General features: G+C 37.7%; 23 protein-coding genes. 20 read left to right on the forward strand and 3 right to left on the reverse strand.

Translation table 11 applies throughout. The annotated features are described in order from the left end of the window. The first annotated feature begins 291 nt into the window (after positions 1–291). Positions 292–432 carry a hypothetical protein gene (locus ACFPYN_RS10765; RefSeq protein ID WP_377734098.1) on the forward strand — a complete coding sequence of 47 codons (141 nt, stop codon included), beginning with the start codon at positions 292–294 and terminating at the stop codon, positions 430–432. A gap of 156 nt (positions 433–588) precedes the next feature. Here the strand turns inward: ACFPYN_RS10765 and ACFPYN_RS10770 are convergent, their stop codons facing one another. Together ACFPYN_RS10770 and ACFPYN_RS10775 are read right to left on the reverse strand one after the other, a co-directional pair. Further along, positions 589–1,857 (reverse strand): AAA family ATPase, encoded by a 1,269-nt coding sequence (locus tag ACFPYN_RS10770; protein WP_377734100.1) that lies wholly within the window; start codon positions 1,855–1,857, stop codon positions 589–591. An 81-nt stretch (positions 1,858–1,938) separates the two neighbouring features. Continuing rightward, entirely contained in the window at positions 1,939–2,319 is a 381-nt protein-coding gene (locus ACFPYN_RS10775; protein WP_377734102.1) for a rhodanese-like domain-containing protein, read from the reverse strand. Between the two features lie 508 nt (positions 2,320–2,827). Between ACFPYN_RS10775 and ACFPYN_RS10780 the strand changes: the two genes are divergently transcribed. Continuing rightward, complete coding sequence (locus ACFPYN_RS10780) at positions 2,828–3,664, forward strand: lipoate--protein ligase family protein (protein ID WP_377734104.1); 837 nt, start codon at positions 2,828–2,830, stop codon at positions 3,662–3,664. A 173-nt stretch (positions 3,665–3,837) separates the two neighbouring features. Then, entirely contained in the window at positions 3,838–6,402 is a 2,565-nt protein-coding gene (locus ACFPYN_RS10785) for a vitamin B12-dependent ribonucleotide reductase (protein WP_377734106.1), read from the forward strand. 54 nt (positions 6,403–6,456) lie between these two features. Here ACFPYN_RS10785 and ACFPYN_RS10790 read toward each other — a convergent pair whose 3' ends face one another. Then, the gene (locus tag ACFPYN_RS10790) at positions 6,457–7,326 is read right to left on the reverse strand and encodes a DUF1385 domain-containing protein (protein WP_377734575.1); all 870 of its coding nucleotides are present in this window, start codon (positions 7,324–7,326) and stop codon (positions 6,457–6,459) included. Between the two features lie 196 nt (positions 7,327–7,522). Here ACFPYN_RS10790 and ACFPYN_RS10795 point away from each other — a divergent pair, with 196 nt between their 5' ends. From ACFPYN_RS10795 to ACFPYN_RS10875, 17 genes are all read left to right on the forward strand, one after another. Beyond that, on the forward strand, positions 7,523–7,945 hold the full coding sequence (locus tag ACFPYN_RS10795) for a hypothetical protein (protein ID WP_377734107.1): 423 nt from the start codon (positions 7,523–7,525) through the stop codon (positions 7,943–7,945). Between the two features lie 59 nt (positions 7,946–8,004). Beyond that, positions 8,005–8,448, forward strand: a complete 444-nt coding sequence (aroQ, locus tag ACFPYN_RS10800; protein WP_377734108.1) for a type II 3-dehydroquinate dehydratase — start codon at positions 8,005–8,007, stop codon at positions 8,446–8,448. Then, the gene (locus ACFPYN_RS10805; RefSeq protein WP_377734109.1) at positions 8,449–9,510 is read left to right on the forward strand and encodes an aminopeptidase P family protein; all 1,062 of its coding nucleotides are present in this window, start codon (positions 8,449–8,451) and stop codon (positions 9,508–9,510) included. 17 nt (positions 9,511–9,527) lie between these two features. Continuing rightward, positions 9,528–10,088 (forward strand): elongation factor P, encoded by a 561-nt coding sequence (gene efp, locus ACFPYN_RS10810; protein WP_377734110.1) that lies wholly within the window; start codon positions 9,528–9,530, stop codon positions 10,086–10,088. A 188-nt stretch (positions 10,089–10,276) separates the two neighbouring features. Next, positions 10,277–10,477 carry a stage III sporulation protein AC gene (locus ACFPYN_RS10815; RefSeq protein ID WP_377734112.1) on the forward strand — a complete coding sequence of 67 codons (201 nt, stop codon included), beginning with the start codon at positions 10,277–10,279 and terminating at the stop codon, positions 10,475–10,477. A gap of 409 nt (positions 10,478–10,886) precedes the next feature. Continuing rightward, a complete protein-coding gene (locus tag ACFPYN_RS10820; RefSeq protein WP_377734113.1) occupies positions 10,887–11,792 on the forward strand; it encodes a stage III sporulation protein AE in 906 nt (301 codons plus the stop codon). Beyond that, positions 11,792–11,953, forward strand: a complete 162-nt coding sequence (locus tag ACFPYN_RS10825; RefSeq protein WP_377734115.1) for a hypothetical protein — start codon at positions 11,792–11,794, stop codon at positions 11,951–11,953. The genes ACFPYN_RS10820 and ACFPYN_RS10825 overlap by 1 nt, the downstream gene beginning before the upstream one ends. A 56-nt stretch (positions 11,954–12,009) precedes the next feature. Further along, positions 12,010–12,450, forward strand: a complete 441-nt coding sequence (locus ACFPYN_RS10830; protein ID WP_377734116.1) for a hypothetical protein — start codon at positions 12,010–12,012, stop codon at positions 12,448–12,450. Continuing rightward, complete coding sequence (locus ACFPYN_RS10835; protein ID WP_377734118.1) at positions 12,447–12,989, forward strand: SpoIIIAH-like family protein; 543 nt, start codon at positions 12,447–12,449, stop codon at positions 12,987–12,989. The genes ACFPYN_RS10830 and ACFPYN_RS10835 overlap by 4 nt, the downstream gene beginning before the upstream one ends. A gap of 705 nt (positions 12,990–13,694) precedes the next feature. Next, positions 13,695–14,207, forward strand: a complete 513-nt coding sequence (accB, locus tag ACFPYN_RS10840) for an acetyl-CoA carboxylase biotin carboxyl carrier protein (RefSeq protein ID WP_377734120.1) — start codon at positions 13,695–13,697, stop codon at positions 14,205–14,207. Positions 14,208–14,217: 10 nt separating this feature from the next. After that, positions 14,218–15,570 (forward strand): acetyl-CoA carboxylase biotin carboxylase subunit, encoded by a 1,353-nt coding sequence (accC, locus tag ACFPYN_RS10845; protein ID WP_377734121.1) that lies wholly within the window; start codon positions 14,218–14,220, stop codon positions 15,568–15,570. Positions 15,571–15,585: 15 nt separating this feature from the next. Then, positions 15,586–15,993: an Asp23/Gls24 family envelope stress response protein gene (locus ACFPYN_RS10850; RefSeq protein ID WP_377734122.1), complete on the forward strand. Its 408-nt coding sequence runs from the start codon at positions 15,586–15,588 to the stop codon at positions 15,991–15,993. Between the two features lie 127 nt (positions 15,994–16,120). After that, positions 16,121–16,510 carry a transcription antitermination factor NusB gene (nusB, locus tag ACFPYN_RS10855; protein ID WP_377734123.1) on the forward strand — a complete coding sequence of 130 codons (390 nt, stop codon included), beginning with the start codon at positions 16,121–16,123 and terminating at the stop codon, positions 16,508–16,510. A 19-nt stretch (positions 16,511–16,529) separates the two neighbouring features. After that, the gene (gene folD, locus ACFPYN_RS10860) at positions 16,530–17,390 is read left to right on the forward strand and encodes a bifunctional methylenetetrahydrofolate dehydrogenase/methenyltetrahydrofolate cyclohydrolase FolD (RefSeq protein ID WP_377734124.1); all 861 of its coding nucleotides are present in this window, start codon (positions 16,530–16,532) and stop codon (positions 17,388–17,390) included. A gap of 90 nt (positions 17,391–17,480) precedes the next feature. Beyond that, positions 17,481–18,839: an exodeoxyribonuclease VII large subunit gene (xseA, locus tag ACFPYN_RS10865; protein ID WP_377734125.1), complete on the forward strand. Its 1,359-nt coding sequence runs from the start codon at positions 17,481–17,483 to the stop codon at positions 18,837–18,839. Beyond that, complete coding sequence (locus ACFPYN_RS10870; RefSeq protein ID WP_377734126.1) at positions 18,836–19,078, forward strand: exodeoxyribonuclease VII small subunit; 243 nt, start codon at positions 18,836–18,838, stop codon at positions 19,076–19,078. Before xseA ends, ACFPYN_RS10870 begins: the two co-directional genes overlap by 4 nt. Continuing rightward, positions 19,075–19,956: a polyprenyl synthetase family protein gene (locus tag ACFPYN_RS10875; RefSeq protein WP_377734127.1), complete on the forward strand. Its 882-nt coding sequence runs from the start codon at positions 19,075–19,077 to the stop codon at positions 19,954–19,956. The genes ACFPYN_RS10870 and ACFPYN_RS10875 overlap by 4 nt, the downstream gene beginning before the upstream one ends. Positions 19,957–20,024 lie beyond the last annotated feature (68 nt).

Raw genomic sequence — 20,024 nt, forward strand, 5'->3', positions numbered from 1 at the left:
AAGCTAGCGAAGCGGCGTCTTCCACTCCAATCAACCATAAGTTCATCATTTGCAAAACAGTCACTTTTAATTGTTTACAAGGTTCGAATTTAGGAACAGGTAAATGACTTATGTTTCTCAACTTAATTAATATTAGGGACTTATTAAACAGCCTACTATTTGATTTGTTCTGCTTTTCCAATGGATATGTTAAATTGTGATGTCGATTAATTTATTATCATCTAAGCGTTTGCCGTACATATGAAAATGGATGAATGGAAATATATTGAAGGAGAATAGGAATAAATAGAGATGAAAGAGGCTGAAATAGTATCTTCGACCGAACATCTATTTAAAGAAACCTTCTATTCTTTAGTAACTAAACTAAAGGGAGCGATGGATGCACAGCAACCGCAGGATAAATCTAATAAAGGGGATGGGCGAGTGACGTAGTCACAAGCCCATCCCCTTATTTTCTAGATTATTGTGCAGCCGGTAAAGCATCCGAAGTGGACTGGAAACCTGCCATCCTCTTAATTGTCTTCAGCAGGTAACTAGAAATCTTAAAAAATCACTAAACAGAATAAAGGTGTTACGTTTGTATGTCTATTAAAATCCAATTGAAGCTTCATCGTTTTCCCAGTCATTCTTTTTAGAACGTTTATTTTGCTTTTGGAGTTCCTTAATGCGATCTTCAAAAGCCAGTTCACCATCATAGTGCCAGTTTAAGGCAACAGACATATATAATTCATTTAATTGAGAAATGGATAATCCTTTTGTTAGACGAGCCATATCCACAACTTGTTGGTGTGAGAAGATGTCCTTTAAGTCAAGTTTTCGTAAATATTGTTCACGTACTTGAGAGGAAGGTGCTGGTATTTCGTATGCTCGGTCAAAACGTCCTGCACGATTAATCAACGCAGGATCAATTTTTTCGGGGTAGTTTGTCGTGCCTATAATAAATAAGCCTTCTCTAGATTGCGTACCATCTAGCGTGTTCAAAAAGACAGAACGCGTATATTCGGGCATGGAGTCTATATCTTCAATGACAAGAATGGCTGGAGCTAATCTTGTGACGATGCCAAATACTTCTTGTATCGAATGACTGCCAGTAAATTCTGTAATTTGCCAATACACAACGGGTGCATTTGTTGAGCCTGTAATGGACTTAACTAATGTGGTTTTTCCGTTTCCAGGAGAGCCATAAAGTAAAATGCCTCGCTTATAGGGCAAGCCATATTCTTTAAAAAATTGTCCGTCTGCTGTGAAAAACTGATCGATGGAGCGGAAAATATCTTGTTTAACCGAATCCACTAACATGACATCTTCACGGCTAACAACAGAGTGTTCACCGTAATTGCGGCGCTTCACGCCGTCTTCCGTATCCACTAAAAACGTAACAGACTGCATCAACATTTGGCGCAATTTTTCGTTTATATCTTGTAAAAAAGTTAATGCCTTTTCTGGAGATTGGGCATAGCAATGAAACTCTGGCCAACTATGATCAGCAGTGTAGAACGATACAATGGTTAAGGCTACTTCATGATCAGGGAAATAAATAATTTGATTTTCAAACGTATTGACGATCTTCAAATGGCTGTCATTAGCATCCTCAGTAGTTGTTGCTACTTTTCCAAGACTTCGTGTCTCGTAGATGTGACAAAGAGATTCGTACGGAAGGAGGCCCTTTTCCATCATTTCAAGAACGTTGGTATCAAGTTGAGAAATGGTTTCACCGATATAGATATGTTGCCATTGTCCTGATTGTCTATTTTCTAGCACTTCGATGATGCGTTTGGATACGAATGCAAGATCTTCGTAATGGGGAAGAGTTTGTCTTGTATCTTCATTGTGTGAAATAAGCGTAAATGGTTTCATAACGGCCTCCCTTAAAATATGACTAAATAATAACGATTAAATTTAAAAAAAGTTCCTCCAATTGGAAGAACTTAATGATATTTATTTTGTTTTAATTTTACCAGTCCACTTTTTGAAGCCGCCATCTAATTGATAAATCTGTGTGTATCCTTTTTTCTTAAGAAACAAAGCCGTACGTGCGCTTCTTGCGCTATTTTGACAATACAAGTAAACAGGTTTGTCTGAACGAATTTCTTTGACGCGTTGACGCATTTGTGAAGAAGGGATGTTACGTGCACCTAGTATGTGCCCGCCATCAAATTCTTTTGGTTCACGGACGTCTACGAGTTGTGCTTTACGGTACCCCTCAATAAACTGTTCTTGGGTTAAACCTGAAACAGCTTTCTTCAATCGAAGTGCTGATACTAAAAAGTACACCACCAAAACAAATAAAGCAGCACTGATAATATATAAAAATGTCAAAACAACTTCCCCTTTCTCTCTATGTTTTTATTATACTATTTTCTTGTGAGAAAACCCATCTTTTTAAAGGACCATTGATTGGCTAAAAAGTCATTTTTTTTTGATCAAGAAGGTATTCATTTAGTTAGAATGATGATTCACCAATCTCAAATATCAATTTATTAAGCTGTATACGAGTCAATTCCATAAATCATAAAATCGAATGTAAACACGAATATTGTAAAAACAGAGATTCTGCGGATTTCCGTTACGGTCGGTCGCTTTGCACTGGCGGTCTGTGTGCTCCTAGATCTTTACGCTTTCAAAAGGGTCACACTGGAGACGCTTTTCCCGCTGCAAAGATATTGGACGACTCCAATATCTTTGCAGCGAGTAAACGCATGAGTACATGTTTTTCTGGCCGCACTTCACTCCAATCAACAAATATACTGTAGATTTCCAAAAAATAATTTAGTAGCCACATGACATTTGGTTTGTTAATATGAAGAGCATTGTGAGGGGGAACTATATGTCTAAACCGACTTGGTATTTTATTAATTCAGGCGCTTGTCGTCCATCTTATAATATGGCCTTAGATGAAGCATTATTAGATTGGCATAGCGAAGGACTCCTGCCTCCGATTGTACGTTTTTATGGGTGGACTCCTGCCACATTATCGATTGGTTACTTTCAAAATGTTGAGAAAGAAATTAATATGGAAGAAGTTAAGAAGCATAACTTAGGTTTTGTTCGTCGTCCAACAGGTGGTCGAGGAGTATTGCATGAACATGAATTAACATATAGCATTATCGTCAGTGAAGATTACCCAAATATGCCAGCGACAGTCACCGAAGCTTATCGGGTATTAAGTGAAGGTTTATTAATCGGGTTTCAAAAACTTGGGCTTGATGCCTATTTCTCAGTGCCTGATACAGTCGAAAAGAAAAGTGATTTAAAAAATCCTAAAAGTGCGGTTTGTTTTGACGCCCCATCTTGGTATGAGTTGGTAGTAGAAGGTAAGAAAGTAGCAGGCAGTGCACAAACGCGACAAAAAGGTGTAATCCTACAGCACGGAGCGATCTTACTTGATTTGGATGAAGACAAACTCGTCTCTTTATTTAATTATCCATCTGAAGAAGTGAAGGCTCGTGTTCGCAGAGGGTTGCCAGAAAAAGCCGTAGCGATAAATCGTATTCGGAAGACTCCCGCAACTATTGAAGAATGTATTGAAGCATTTAAAAGTGGATTTGCGGAGGGATTAGATGTTAATCTTGAGCCTTATTCTCTTACGAATGAACAAATAGAATATGTAAAAGAGTTAGAAACTAGGCGTTATGCACATGATGATTGGACTTACCGAAAATAGAAGGTATAAAGTATTATTTTTAATATAAAATAAGGAATATTTACCTATAGACGTTGCGTATGTATGTTCGGCCATACATGCGCTTCAATTGATTTAAATATCAATATGTAGTAATATATTTAATTATACGCACTATATATAGTGTTTTCGACCTTACATAGGAGGAATGAATTATGGTACTAATTTCTAACGATACGATTGGTAAATTGAACATTAATGCATTAAATCAGGATATTCTTTCTTTCCCACAAGTACATCAAATTACGCAAGACATGACACTAACGCACAAAGGTGTTTCTCGCTTAGTAATGCTTGATCGCTATTCATTTAAAGATATGTCAAAAGATACGTTGAAAGAAGGAGACTTCGTCGTATTAACGGTGAAAGAAGATCCTAAATTCCCAGCACGTGGCTTAGGTTATATTGTTTCTATAGACCGTGCAACAAACAAAGCAAAAGTGTTAATTGAAGAGGACTACCGAAGTGCCATTGATGACCCAACGGAGCAACAATTGGGAATCGTTAATCGATCAATTCATGTAATTGAAAAACCATTGGAAGTTTATTATGAACAAATTGCAAAACGTAATGCAACTGGATTAGCATCAGTAGAAACAACTGAAGAAAAGAAACAAGAATGGTTCCAAAAGTTTTATGAGCAATTGGTAGCATTGAAATTTATACCTGCTGGACGAGTTCTTTATGGAGCAGGAGCAGGTACTGATGTGACTTATTTCAACTGTTATGTTATGCCGTTTGTACCAGATTCGCGTGAAGGGATTTCTGATCATCGTAAACAAGTGATGGAAATCATGAGTCGTGGTGGTGGCGTTGGAACGAATGGATCAACACTTCGTCCACGTAATACGCTTGCAAAAGGTGTTAACGGAAAATCATCTGGCTCAGTATCATGGTTAGATGATATTGCGAAGTTAACTCATCTAGTAGAACAAGGTGGCAGCCGACGTGGTGCTCAAATGATCATGCTAGCGGATTGGCATCCTGATATTGCGGAATTTATTATTTCAAAAATGCAAAACCCTAGAATTCTTCGCTTCTTAATCGAGAATACAGAAGATGAAACCATCAAAGAACTTGCGAAAGATAAACTTAACTTCAAAGCATTAACTCAGCAAGAAGAAGCGATGTATCAAGGTATTGTCAATTACAAAGCAATTCCTGGACTTGGTGGATTTAGTGATGGAATTATCCGCGATGCAGAAACAAAATTAACAGATGGTGGTACTTACAGCGTAAACAATTCAGAGTTCTTAACTGGTGCTAATATTTCAGTTACGCTAACTGATGACTTTATGAAAGAAGTAGAACTAGACGGCGATCATGCACTTCGATTCCCAGCTGTTGAAACTTACACTTCAGAAGAAATGGCTGTTTATAATGAGAAATGGCATGAAATTGGAGACGTTCGTGAATGGGAAAAACAAGGCCATAGTGTCCGTACTTATCGCACAATGAAAGCGAAAGACTTATGGAATTTAATTAACATTTGCGCAACATACTCTGCAGAACCTGGGATTTTCTTTATTGATAATGCAAACGAAATGACCAACGCTAAAGCATATGGACAACAAGTGGTTGCAACGAACCCGTGTGGAGAACAACCATTAGCACCTTATTCTGTATGTAACTTAGCAGCTGTCAATTTAGCTCAGTTTGCTCAAAAAGAGTCGAAAACAGTCGATTTTGAATCTTTGAAAGAAACGGTACGTGTCGGTGTACGTATGCAAGATAACGTGATTGATGCAACTCCTTACTTCTTAGAAGAAAATGAAGTACAAGCTCGAGGTGAACGTCGTGTTGGCCTTGGTGTTATGGGACTTGCCGACTTGCTGATTTATTGTGAAAAAGAATATGGATCAGATGAAGGTAATGTATTAGTTGATCAAATTTTTGAAACAATTGCTGTGGCAGCGTACGAAACTTCTGCTGAACTTGCAAAAGAACGCGGTAGTTTCCCGTTCTTAGAGGGTGAAACGCTAGAAGAAACCAATCGACTACGCCAAGCATTTATCAATACAGGATTCATGAAAAAAATGGCTCCTCATGTACGTGAATCGATTATTGAAAATGGAATTCGTAACTCTCACTTACTAACTGTTGCGCCAACGGGATCAACTGGAACAATGGTTGGAGTTTCGACAGGCTTAGAACCTTATTTCTCATTCACCTATTATCGTAGTGGTCGTTTAGGGAAATTCATTGAAGTAAAAGCTGATATTGTACGTGAATACTTAGAAGCAAATCCGCATGTAGATGCTGCTAATTTGCCAGAGTGGTTTAAAGCATCAATGGAATTAGCACCAGAAGCTCATGCTGATGTGCAGTGTATTATTCAGCGTTGGATTGATAGTTCTATTTCTAAAACAGTAAATGCACCTCGTGGATATACAGTGGAACAAGTACAAGGTGTATACGAACGACTGTATCGTGGAGGGGCTAAAGGTGGTACGGTGTATGTTGATGGAAGTCGAGATGCGCAAGTATTAACACTAAAAGCAGAAGAAAATGTGATGGATGAACATCATTATGAAGAGAAAATCATAGAAAATCGTCCGATTGTATTAGTGGATACGATTCAAGCTTTACGCTCTACGACGGTGACAATTGGCTCTGAAGCAGGAAATAAATGTCCAGTCTGTAGACAAGGTACAGTAGAAGAAATGGGTGGCTGCAATACATGTACGAGTTGCGGTGCTCAATTGAAATGTGGTTTATAGAACAAATAGCTTCACTTCACATTGAAGCTATAAAATAGAAAAACGCACATTGTATCAGTTAGATACAACGTGCGTTTTTTCTATTTCTCTTAATTTGGTAAAAGATGCAATTGCTACTTCTACTTGTTCATCTTGCGGTTCTTTCGTTGTTAATAACTGTAACCACAAACCGGGATAACCTAAGTAACGAAGTACCGGGACGTTCCGAAGTGCATTAGTTGTTTGTAATACTTCAAATGAAATACCTAGAACTACAGGAATTAATAAGATCCGATTGACCACACGTAACCATAATGGATCTGTTGGTACTAAAAAGTAGATAAACATGCCGACAATTACTGTAAATAAGATGAAGCTACTGCCACAGCGGTAATGAAGTCTAGATTGAATTTGAACATTTTGGACCGTCAGTGGTAAATTCTGCTCAAACGCATTAATTACTTTATGTTCAGCACCATGATATTGGAATACCCGTTTGATAAGAGGAGTCAATGAAACAAAGAAAATATAACTAAGAAGTAACAGTAGTTTAAAAGAACTTTCTAACACAATTTGTCCAGTTTTAGAAGGAACTAAAAAATCGAAGAAATCTGCCAAAAAAACAGGAAGTAATGTGAAAATAAATTTTCCGAATAAAAAAGATAAAATCCCGATGGCAGCGACACCCAACACCATTTGAATCTTAGAAACTTCTTCTACTTTTTCTACCTCTTGGCCAGGCACGACATCATAGCGATCACTCGCGAAGTTAATATGTTTGGAGCCATTTGCAGCAGCTTCTACAATCGCAACAACACCACGAACAAAAGGGATTTTCTTCAATTTTTGAAAAAGAGGTTTCTTTTCTCTCGGTAAATGATAATAATCAATGGATTTATCTAGTCTGCGAATGGCTGTAACGGTATGATCTTTCCCACCGAACATAACTCCTTCTAAAAGAGCTTGTCCTCCATATACGGGTGCTTTGCTATCTTTTCCCAATCACTTGCACCACTCTCTGAATGTTTAATTTTTTGTATAACTAAACCATTGTACTAAAATTTTGGAAAAAGTACTATTAGCGTGAATAGAGTGGGAGAAATCAGTCAAAAATGGCAGAATAGAAAGGATTGTGATTTGATTGAAAGGTACTCACTATCTATGGATATCATCTGCACATGCAGTGGTTTTTACAACAATATTAGGTTTTCTTCATGTATTTAAATTTATTAAATGGCATCCATTAAACTGGACAGAGACTTTTCAAATATTTCCTCATTCACATGTTTCAATTAAGTGGATACTCACTTTTTTTATCGTCTTTTTGATCATAAATATTGCGATGGGGATATTGCTACTTGTCAAAAAAATGCCAGCCATTTCTAGTTCAATCCTGTTAGGATTTGCCATTTGGATATTATTGGAATGGGCAATTTATAAAGAATTCTCAAGTATAGGGTGGCATTCTATTCCGATATTAACGGTTATTCTACTAATCTCAAGAGCTCTTGCAGAAACAATTGTTTATTATGACCGAGCTGTATATGATGATGACCGAAAGTAGTTGCCGCACTTATTAGTTATGATAAAATGAAAGGGTACGATGCAATTAGGGGGAATAATGTGAAGATTCTTTGTTTGAATGGACCGAACTTAAATCGTTTAGGAAAACGTGAACCAGCAATTTACGGATCGGAAACATTAGAAGATGTGCAGCAAACGCTTATAACTTACGGCGAACAATCTAATGTACAGGTAGAATGTAAACAATCAAATCACGAAGGTGATTTAATCGATTGGCTTCACCTCGCTGAAGATACCGAAATTAAAGGGATTATATTCAACCCTGGAGCATACACCCATACAAGTTACGCCATACGTGATGCCATTGCATCTATATCAATTCCAGTAATAGAAGTTCATATCTCGAATATCCATAGTAGAGAAAGTTTCCGTCACCAATCGGTGTTAGCTGCTGTTTGCGTGGGGCAAATTTGCGGACTAGGAACATTTGGTTATACATTAGCACTAGAAACATTTTTACATAGAAGAAAAGGGGAATCTTAAATGGAGAAATTATCTAAATTACGTCAGGCACTTGTGGAACATCAGATTGATGCTTTATTGATAACAAGCGGGTACAATCGTAGATACATAACAGGCTTTACAGGAACAGCTGGAGTTGCCATTGTTTCTCAAGAACAAGCAATTTTTATTACAGATTTCCGTTATACGGAACAAGCCGCAACAGAAATTAATGGTTTTGAAATCGTCCAACATTCAAAAACATTAATTGAAGAAGTTAGTGTGCAATTAGAAAGAATGGGTTCAGAAAAAGTAGGTTTTGAAAAAGATAACATGACTTATGCCATGTTTGAAAGTTATCAAAAGGCTGTTAAAGCAGAGCTAGTACCTGTCTCTGGATTAATTGAGAAAATCCGCTTGATAAAGACGCCTCAAGAGATTAAGATTATTAAGGCTGCCGCAGACATCGCAGATGCGGCTTTTGAACATATTATTACGTATATCGCAGCTGGAAAAACAGAATTAGAGGTTTCTAATGAACTAGAGTTCTTTATGCGTAAACAAGGTGCCTCTTCTTCTTCCTTTGATATCATCGTGGCATCGGGACTCCGATCAGCACTTCCACATGGTGTGGCAACAGATAAGATCATTGAAAAAGGTGATTTTGTTACATTGGACTTCGGTGCACTGTATAATGGATACGTATCGGACGTAACGAGAACAGTTGCTGTTGGAGAACCAAGCGATCACTTAAAAGAGATATATCAAATTGTTCTTGATTCACAAATGTTATCTTTGGAAAAAATTAAACCAGGTATGACCGGAATCGAAGCGGATGCTGTTGCTCGAGATTACATTAAATCAAAAGGCTACGGAGAAGCTTTTGGACATTCTCTAGGACACGGTATTGGCTTAGAAGTACACGAAGGACCTGGATTATCATTCCGTTCGGATGTGGTTCTTGAAGAAGGAATGGTCATTACAATTGAACCTGGTATATACTTACCGGGTATCGGTGGCGTTCGTATTGAAGATGATTCAATAATGACAGCGATCGGGAATAGCAAAATAACACATTCTACAAAAGAGTTACTTATCTTATAAATTTTGGAGGAAATAAAATGATCTCAGTAAATGATTTTAAAACAGGTGTAACAATTGAAGTAGATGGTGGTATTTGGCGCGTACTAGACTTCCAACATGTAAAACCAGGTAAAGGCGCAGCGTTCGTACGTTCTAAATTGCGCAACATCCGAACTGGTGCTGTGAATGAGAAAACATTCCGGGCTGGAGAAAAAGTAGCAAAAGCTCAAATTGATAACCGTAAAATGCAGTATTTATATGCAAACGGTGATACACATAATTTCATGGATACTGACACATATGAACAGATTGAACTTGACTCAAAACAAATCGAGTATGAATTGAAATTCTTGCGCGAAAACATGGAAGTTCAAATTATGCAGTATCAGGGTGAAACGTTAGGTGTTGAATTACCGAATTCGGTTATTTTAATCGTTGCAGAAACAGAGCCTGGTATTAAAGGTGATACATCAAGTGGTGGTACGAAGACAGCTGTTTTAGAAACGGGTCTTTCAGTACAAGTACCATTCTTTATAAACGAAGGCGATCGACTGATCATTAATACAACAGATGCTGCTTACGTTTCAAGAGCACAATAAAAAGTGAAAAGCGCCACTTTAGCGCTTGGAGCTAGACCTAGCTAAACTTGAGTTAAGAAAATCTGTAAAAGTATTTAATTTTATAATAAGTTGCCAATTGCATTTTATGCAATTGGCAACTTTTTTTTCATGAATGGACTTTTTTGAGCATACGATGAAGAGACAAAGGAGGGGACAAGTCGGAATTTATGGATGTAATTCGAGTGGCAGGGATTGGATTAATTCTTGCGTTGTTGCACCTTTTCTTTGAGCAAACAGGGAAAAAAGAATTTACATTTTTTTTATTTGTTTTTGGTTATCTATATATGACGATTGAAATGTTGCGATTTCTTCGGTTCTTTTTTGAAGAAATTACTGCTTTTTTCGAATGGCTCACCATTTCGGTGTAAATTATGCAAATCATCCTAGTAACGATAGTGATTATATTTCTGATGTTGTTGCTACAACAAATTCTTCCACAGTTCACACCTCTTCTGCTTAGTTTTTTCTTTTTTATCTTGCTTTCGAATATTCTTTTTCAAATGCTAATACCAGTTGTTCGCACGGTTCTCGAACAAGCTCCAAAAGAAGCTCTACCAATCGTACGGGTTTTAATAATCTCGGTTTTTTTGACATTTATCGGTGAAGCTTTGTCTGAATGGAGCCGGAATTTAAATTTAAATGCGTTTGCTCCCATTATCACTATTAGTTGCCATTTATTAATACTGACCTATTGGTTGCCACTCATCCAACAAATGTTTACGACACTTACGCGGCTATTGATCGAATAATTCAGGTAATTGAGGGGTGAGACGGTTCATGCTTGAACCCTTATATGCCTATGTTTTTGGTGTAACCCGATACTTTATGGTTCTTCTTATTGCCATCATTTTTGGCATGATCCTTGATATTATATTTCCTCAAGGAAAACGATGGACAAGACTTGCTCTTTTTTGTATAGCAGTGTTATACACACTTACCCCTGCTATTGAGGCGATGCACGAAATGCAACAATTTGCCAAACAAATGGTAACTGTATTTATGAGTGTTTATCCGGTATTAACAGCTGGTTTACTATTGAATAGCGGAACAATGGCTTTTTCAATTTGGAATCCAGCTTTATATGTATTTATTCAATTTACAGTGGTGCTAACAGAGAGAATGCTGATCCCTTTGTTAATGACGACGATTTTACTTGATTTTATTAGTCGTTTTCATCCTGCGACTCCATTTACTAAACTGACAGACATCATTCGAACGTCACTGCTCAGTATAGTTTCAGCAGTTGTCGTTATCTATAGTTTCTTCATATCAGTTCAAGGGTTTATTTCGTGGAATATCTCGAGTGCTGTTACAGAACCTATTAAAAAAATAATTCAACAAAACATTCCTTTTGTCGGATCATTTTTAACGGATAGCCTTAGTACATTTACTCGTTTTTCGTCATCCATCACCTCCATCACTGGTGGTGGGATTGCGTTTTCCATACTACTCGTGGTATTAGTTCCCACACTTAAAACATTAGGTGTGGCATTTTGCTACCGATTCGTTGCTGCGATCATTGAGCCGTTTGGTCCTGAAGATTTAGCTAGCTTCTTGGATGATATCGGAAAATCTATTTTCGTCTTAAGCATTTTGTCATTTTTAATAGCTTTTGCGTTTTTCTACACAGCGATCTTTGTTGTTATTTTAGTGAAATTTTCTCTATTAATGAGGGGTGCTTGATGTCCGAATGGTTAAAAGGATTAGTGTTTATTATATTGTTAAGCGAAATCCTTCAGGCGGTTTTCACAGACTCAGATTCCAGTGAAAAACTGGAGCAATACACCAAATTAGGACTGGCCATGTACATGATGTTATTTATCTCTTCATTTTTCTATGAATAGTTGATGAATGAGTTTCATATAGTTTATCAAATGCCTGTCTCACTTAAGAGAGGAGCGTGATTCCATCCATTAAACAGAATCGTATGAAAAGCGGACTCCTGCTCGCAAGCCTCTTGGTATTCATGGTGTTTTTCTTATTTAATGAATCCATTTTCACCAAGCAACCGAACACAACCAGTCAGTCACAAGACACAGCAACACAAGAACAATCATTGAAAAAAGCATTGGAAAAAATGGCTGGGGTAGGTGAAGTCGAATTATTTTTTTATACAGGCACGAACGAGCCTCTTCAAACAGTTTCGGAAAAACCTAGCTTCGCATTGTTTGATCAAAAGACAGATGATCAAACAAAGATTCAATCCGTTTTAGTTGTAGCAAAAGGGGCAGATCAAGCCCAAACCAGATTAAAGTTAATAAAATATTTATCGGCAGTATTAATACTGCCGGAACATCGAATTGTCGTCGTCCCGATGGATGAGAAAGGGGTTTCTAAATGAAAGTCAAAAAACGTACAGTGTGGATGCTAACTTTATTAAGTTTAGTAGCAGTAGTTTCGGTGTATTACGTGCAAGAGCCCAACAACATGCCCTTTGATGGTTTAGCTATTTTCTCAGATGAAGCAATTGATCAAATGACGGTCGATGAAGGAGCTAAAGATGAGTCAGTGACACCAGTATATGCTCAAAGTGCGTTATTTGAAGAGATGAGAATGGAAGCACTAAATGAACGTAGTGAAGTAAGAGCACAGCTAACAACAAAAATTACTTCAAGTGAAATGTCTGCTGATGATATTAATGAAGCCTACAGTAAAATGGAAGACTTAACAGCTCGAGATGCTACAGAAGCAATGCTTGAAATGCTTATCCGTTCATTAGGATATTCAGATGCTCTAGTTCAAACTGAAACAGGTGTAGTAAAAGTAATGGTTATCTCAGATGAATTAGGAAAAGCGCAAGCAAACGAAATTATCCACATCGTCAAAAAAGAGTGGGAAGATGCTAAAAAAGTACAAGTAACATTCCAACCAGCTTCATAATGTATAGGGCTGTCTAATAAGTCCCTAAAATATAACAGGTGAAGAAAAACGAGTCGTTTTTCTTCACCTGTTTTTATGTTTTCACATTTTGAAAGTAGCGGGCGGTTACACTACATTGTGAACGGATTCCTTTACGTATTGTGATCTCTTCTCCTACTTCAATCGCGGCCGTTAAAGTGGTTACTTATCCTTCAAATTCATGGGCAATGATTTTGGAATAATAGTAGGTGCGCAATTTTCTTTTTTAGGAACGTAAGTATCCTCCTGAATTGCAAGTGAACGTGAAATTTGTTCAATGACTTAATTTTGATACGTAATCTTTGGATTGCACATAAAAAATCGTCCTTTCTAAATGATATCTAGTAACTTTCATTTAACAAGATAGGACGATTTTTTGTGTTTGTTTTTAAAGCGACGTTGTATATTACTGTTAAAGATTGTAGTGGAAGGCGGCGACTCCAGCGGGAACAGCGTGTCCAGGTGAGACCCCGCAGGAGCTAGCGACGAGGAGGCTCACGGACCGCCCGCGGAAAGCGTCCGCCTGAAACGGAAATCTACAGCAACGGTGTCGAGCTAAATGGCGATTTCCGCTTTTCGATTTAGTACCAACTCTTAAAGAATTTTTGGTTATCTATTTCAAATTTTCTTAATAACGACTAAAATAGAAGAGGAACCTAATTCGATACATGGTAAGGGGAGTATTAAATGTTAAAAATACAAGAAATTCGTGAAATTATTAAATTAATTGACCATTCATCTATTGATGAGTTTAGTTACGAATCAGAAGGCACGAAAGTTAAACTTAAAAAGAATAGTATCAATGGATCAACTGAAGAGGTTGCTTCACAATCTAAACCGTTAGCACCCGTTGCTGTTGCACCTGTGGCAGTTGAAACTGTACAAGCATCAGTTTCACCCGCTTCAACTGAATCAGTAGCACATACAGCACAAAACGAATCAGCTGTTAATGACGAATCTCTTCATAAAATCAAATCTCCAATGGTAGGAACATTCTATGCGTCTTCTTCTCCAGATTCTCAAGCATTTGTACAAGTTGGGGATAAAGTGAATGATGATGGTATCGTATGTATCGTAGAAGCTATGAAATTATTTAACGAAATCGAAGCAGAAGTGTCTGGCGAGATTGTAGAAATTTTAGTAAAAGATGGACAACTCGTAGAGTACGGCCAACCTCTGTTCTTAGTAAAAGCGAACTGAGGGGGAACACATGATGAAAAAAGTATTAATTGCTAATCGCGGTGAAATTGCGGTTCGTATTATTCGTGCGTGTAAAGAATTAGATATGGAAACAGTTGCTGTCTATTCGGAAGCTGATCGCGATGCATTACATGTACAAATGGCTGATGAAGCATATTGTATAGGACCACATCTATCGAAGGATAGTTATTTGAACTTTAGCAATATTATTAGTGTGGCAAAATTAACTGGATGTGACGGTATTCATCCGGGTTATGGTTTCTTAGCTGAGAATGCAAGTTTCGCTGAACTATGTGAACAATGTAACATCACATTTATTGGGCCAACTTCAGATGCCATCTCTCGAATGGGTACGAAAGACGTAGCCCGTGAGACTATGCGAAAAGCAGGTGTCCCTGTTGTGCCTGGTTCTACAGGCATTGTCGCAGATGAAAACCACGGTTTAGAAATTGCCCGTGAAATCGGGTTCCCAGTCATCATCAAAGCCACTGCAGGTGGTGGAGGTAAAGGGATTCGCGTAGCACGTACAGAAGAAGAGTTAGTTAAAGGTATTGTCATTACTCAAAAAGAAGCAGCCGCAGCTTTTGGTAACCCGGGTGTTTATATTGAGAAATTCATTGAAATCTTCCGTCATGTAGAAATTCAAGTTTTAGCAGATAGTTTCGGCAATGCGATCCATTTAGGTGAACGCGATTGTTCTATTCAACGTCGTATGCAAAAACTGGTAGAAGAAGCACCATCGCCAGCTCTTTCTCCTGAAATTCGCCACCAAATGGGAGATGCAGCAGTAAAAGCTGCTCTTGCAGTTAATTATCGTAGTGCTGGCACTGTAGAATTTATATTTGATCACATTAATCAAAAGTTCTACTTTATGGAAATGAATACGCGTATTCAAGTTGAACATCCTGTTACTGAAATGGTGACAGGTATTGATTTAATTCAACAACAACTAAAAGTAGCTTCTGGTGAAAGATTAGCGTATACACAAGATGATGTGAAAATTAAAGGGTGGGCTATTGAGTGCCGTATTAATGCGGAGAACCCGAATAAAAACTTCATGCCTTCAGCAGGTAAAGTGGAAATGTATCTAGCACCAGGTGGAAACGGAGTGCGTGTGGATTCGGCGATGTATTCAGGCTACAGTATTCCTCCATACTATGATTCAATGGTTGCAAAACTCATTACTTTTGCTGATACTCGCGAAGAAGCAGTGGCGAAAATGAAACGTGCACTTAGTGAATTTGTTGTAGAAGGTGTATATACTACAATTCCTTTCCATGCGAAATTAATGGATCACGAAGTATTTAAATCAGGTGATTTTGATACGAAGTTTTTAGAGAAATATGACGTCATGAACTCGTAAGAAAGGATGATTCCAATGGCTGAGAAAACAGCAACATCTTATTTACAAATGACTCCTGCAGGAAAAGAAGAGTTAGGGAAGATTGAAGTAGCTCCTGAAGTTCTAGAAGTAATTGCAGGAATTGCAACAACTGATGTGGAAGGCGTTGCCGGTACACGCGGTAGTTTCGCAACAGGAGTGGCTGAACGTTTAGGTAAGAAGGTTCATGGTAAGGGTATTAAAACAGAGTTAACGGATAAAGGTTTATTTGTAGAAATTTACTGTACAGTGAAATACGGTGCATCTATTCCTGTAGTGGCTAAAGAAGTTCAAAATCAAGTGCGTCAAGCAATTTTAAATATGACATCACTTGAAACACAAGAAGTGAATGTTCATATTACAGGCGTTCAATTTGAACAAACAAAAGAAACAATAACCGAATAATTCAGCACATCGTTCGGCATGCCCGAACGATGTTTTTTTCTGAACATTCGAACTTCCTTTCGAGTATGTCTTGTATGCAGAAATTATGCTATGATGTGTTCGAATGCATATAAAAGGAGACTATCCCATGAAACGTAGAGAAGCTCGTGAAAAAGCGTTGCAAACTTTGTTTCAGTTAGAAAACACAGAGTTGACCATAGAAGATGCGATGAGCCATGTATTAGATGGCCAAAACGATCCTTTCTATGAAAAACTTGTTCGTGGCACGACTGAACATTTAGCGCAAATAGATGAATCACTTAAATCGAAATTAGAAAATTGGTCACTAAATCGTTTACCTAAAATCGAACGAACAGTTTTACGTTTAGCCGTATATGAATTGTTATTTATGCAAGATGCACCTTCAAAAGTAGTTATGAATGAAGCAATTGAGCTTTGTAAAACATTTGGAGATGACAAATCAAGTAAGTTCGTCAATGGCGTACTATCTAAATATGCAGTTGAGTCTTCTAACTGACAACAGGGGGAATTTTGACGTGTCAAGTGCATTGATTAGTGGAAAAGAAATTGGACAAGAGATACGCAATGAATTAGCAGAACGTATCAATACCTTGAAAAATCAAGACATAATACCGGGCTTAGCCGTTATTTTAGTAGGCAATAACTCAGCATCGAAAACGTATGTTTCCAATAAGCAAAAGACATGTGAAGCACTTGGCATGCATTCTCGTTTACTTTCATTTGAGTCTGACTTAAGTGAAGATGAACTAGTGGAAGCGATTCATTCGCTTAATAATGATCCTAAAATTCATGGAATTTTAGTTCAACTACCACTTCCAAAACAAATTACGGAATCAAAAGTTTTAGCAGCGATTTCTCCTGACAAAGATGTAGATGGGTTTCATCCAATCAATGTAGGGAAAATGATGCTCGGACAAGAAACGTTTCTTCCATGTACGCCATATGGTGTCATGAAACTTCTAGAATATTCCGGCATCGAAATTGCTGGCAAACATGCTGTCGTCATTGGTCGTAGCCATATTGTCGGTAAACCTATGGGACAACTATTGCTACAAAAAGATGCAACGGTCACATATGCTCACTCCAAAACGCCTAACCTTAAAGAGATTACTTTACAAGCAGACATCCTTGTAGTTGCTGTGGGAAGAACAAAAATGATTACAAGTGATTACGTAAAAGAGGGTGCTGTAGTCATTGATGTCGGTATGAATCGTGATGAAAATAATCGCTTATGTGGGGATGTAGATTTCGAGTCAGTTAAAGATAAAGCCTCATTTATAACTCCAGTACCGGGTGGGGTAGGACCAATGACCATTACGATGCTAATGGCAAACACTGTCCAATCCGCTGAAAATGAGTTACGTCAAGACAAATGAACTTAAAACAGGTAAAATAAAAGGAAGAAGCTGTTTTTCTTAGTGAAAGACAGCTTTTCTATTTCTTCTTCATGAGGAGTTTGACGACACTTGACATCAACTTCATATTTAACCGTAAAAGCTTTAACCAAATACATAAAACGAAAATTTGATGCCGATCCCCATTTGCGAAATGTTTATGTCAAAGGGGAATTATCAAATGTAAAAATACATACGAGTGGACATATATATTTTACAATCAAAGATGAGCAAACAAGAATGGCAGCAGTTATGTTTGCTGCTCAAGCCAAAAACTTAAAGTTCAGACCTGAAAGTGGTATGAACATTCTTTTGCAAGGTGATGTCAATGTGTATGAAGGTTCTGGCCAATATCAGCTGTATGCACAATCCATGCAACCAGACGGCATAGGTGAACTATTCATTGCTTTTGAACAATTAAAAGAAAAGCTAGCAAAAGAAGGGTTATTCCAACCTTCTAGGAAAAAAAAAATACCTAAATACCCACAAAAAATTGGTGTTATTACTGCAATTACAGGAGCAGCTATTCGAGATATCGTCACCACTTTGAGCAGGCGTTATCCTCTAGCGGAAGTCATTATTTTTCCAGCCCTTGTTCAAGGTGCAGGCGCGGCACCGAGTATTGTAAAAGCACTGAAACAAGCAAACAAATACCCTGATTTGGACGTCTGTATCGTAGGTCGCGGCGGTGGATCGATAGAAGATTTATGGGCATTTAATGAAGAAATCGTTGCTCGTGAAATTGCCAACAGTACTGTGCCGATTATTAGTGCAGTGGGACACGAAACAGATACTACGATTGCAGACTTTGTTTCTGACTTACGTGCTCCTACTCCAACGGCAGCAGCCGAACTCGCTGTACCCAATCAGCTTGAATTATTAGAGCGAGTTACCAATAGAAAGTCCCAAATTGTTTCAATCGTCACGGCAACTTTGTCGCAAGAACGAAAAAGATTAACGCGTATTATGTCTGCCTACCCACTTGCATATCCAGAGAGATTGTATAGACCGTTTGTCGAGAATTTAACACGTGTTACTGAACAGCTTGAGAAAAGTGGACGTACTTTAGTTAATCAAAAACAACAACTTCTCAATCAACAAACGATGCGGTTGACCTTGCAAAATCCGCAAAGATTGGTTCAGCAACATCAAAAAGGGGTACAGGCTTTTGAACAACGTATGCATGTTGCTGCTCAAAAAAGTATACAGGCAAAAGGACGTTCATTTAGCAATATCATTCAATTACTTGAAGCTTTAAATCCATTGAAAATAATGGTTAGAGGTTATAGCATTACGTATCAAAACGACCTAGTTGTAAAATCAATTAATGACATTGATTCAAATAAACCACTTCATATCAAATTACAAGATGGAGTCGTAACTGCATCTATAGACTCTATAAACAAACAGTCTAAAGGAGAATCATCATGACGAAAACTACTGTATCTTTTGATCAAGCAATTCAACAACTTGAAGAAATCGTTCGACAACTCGAACAAGGTGATGTCCCGTTAGAAGATGCAATTTCACTCTATAAAAAGGGTATGGAATTGTCGTCGGTATGCCATGATAAATTGCATAATGCCGAGAAACAATTGATTTCCATCATGGATGAAAATGGAGAGAAAGTGCCATTTAATGCAACTGAAAAAGAGGATGCTTCAAAATGACTTCATTCCAGAGTTTTAAAGAATATTACGTTCCGAAAATAGATCAACAACTGTCGAATCAAATCTTGTCAATTGAAGCACCTGTTATTTTAAAAGAGGCTATGAATTATTCATTAGCTGCAGGTGGAAAACGCGTTCGACCACTATTTTTATTAGCAGTTTTAGACTTTTTAAAAGTGAAACATGGTGAAGCATTGGCAGTTGGCGCAACCATTGAAATGGTCCATACGTATTCCCTTATTCATGATGATTTACCGAGTATGGACAATGATGATTTTCGTCGAGGGAAATTAACTAACCATAAAGTGTACGGTGAGGCATTAGCTATTTTAGCTGGAGACGGCTTATTAACGTATAGTTTTGGGGCACTAGCCCGTTTAAAAGAGGTACCGGCTGAAAATAAATTGGAATTAATTCATTTATTAAGCAAAGCGGCAGGTGCTGAAGGTATGGTAGGTGGACAAGTACTAGATATTGAGAGTGAACGAAAAAAAGTCACAGTCGATGAATTAGAAACTATCCACATAAACAAAACAGGTGCATTATTATCCTTTAGTATCGAAGCTGGTGCCATTTTGGCTCAAGTAGATGACAACATAAGAAAAGCACTTACTGATTTTGGCTTCCATATCGGCCTTGCTTTTCAAATCCAAGATGACATCTTAGATATTGAAGGAACTACTGAAGAGTTAGGGAAAACAGCTGGAAAAGATGTTGCCAGTGAAAAAAATACGTACCCGTCATTGTTAACACTTAACGGGGCAAAAGATAAAAGAGATTGGCACTATGACCAAGCCGTTTTATCACTGCGTCAAATATCAGACGAACCAGGTATATTAGACGAATTGGCTGCTTATATTGTCAATCGCCATAACTAAGATAATGGTTAATGTTTGTACAATTGACTGACATTGATATAATGAAAGGTAATAAATTAATCAGCAAG

This window comes from Paenisporosarcina macmurdoensis (assembly GCF_042658845.1).
GTDB lineage: Bacteria > Bacillota > Bacilli > Bacillales_A > Planococcaceae > Paenisporosarcina > Paenisporosarcina macmurdoensis.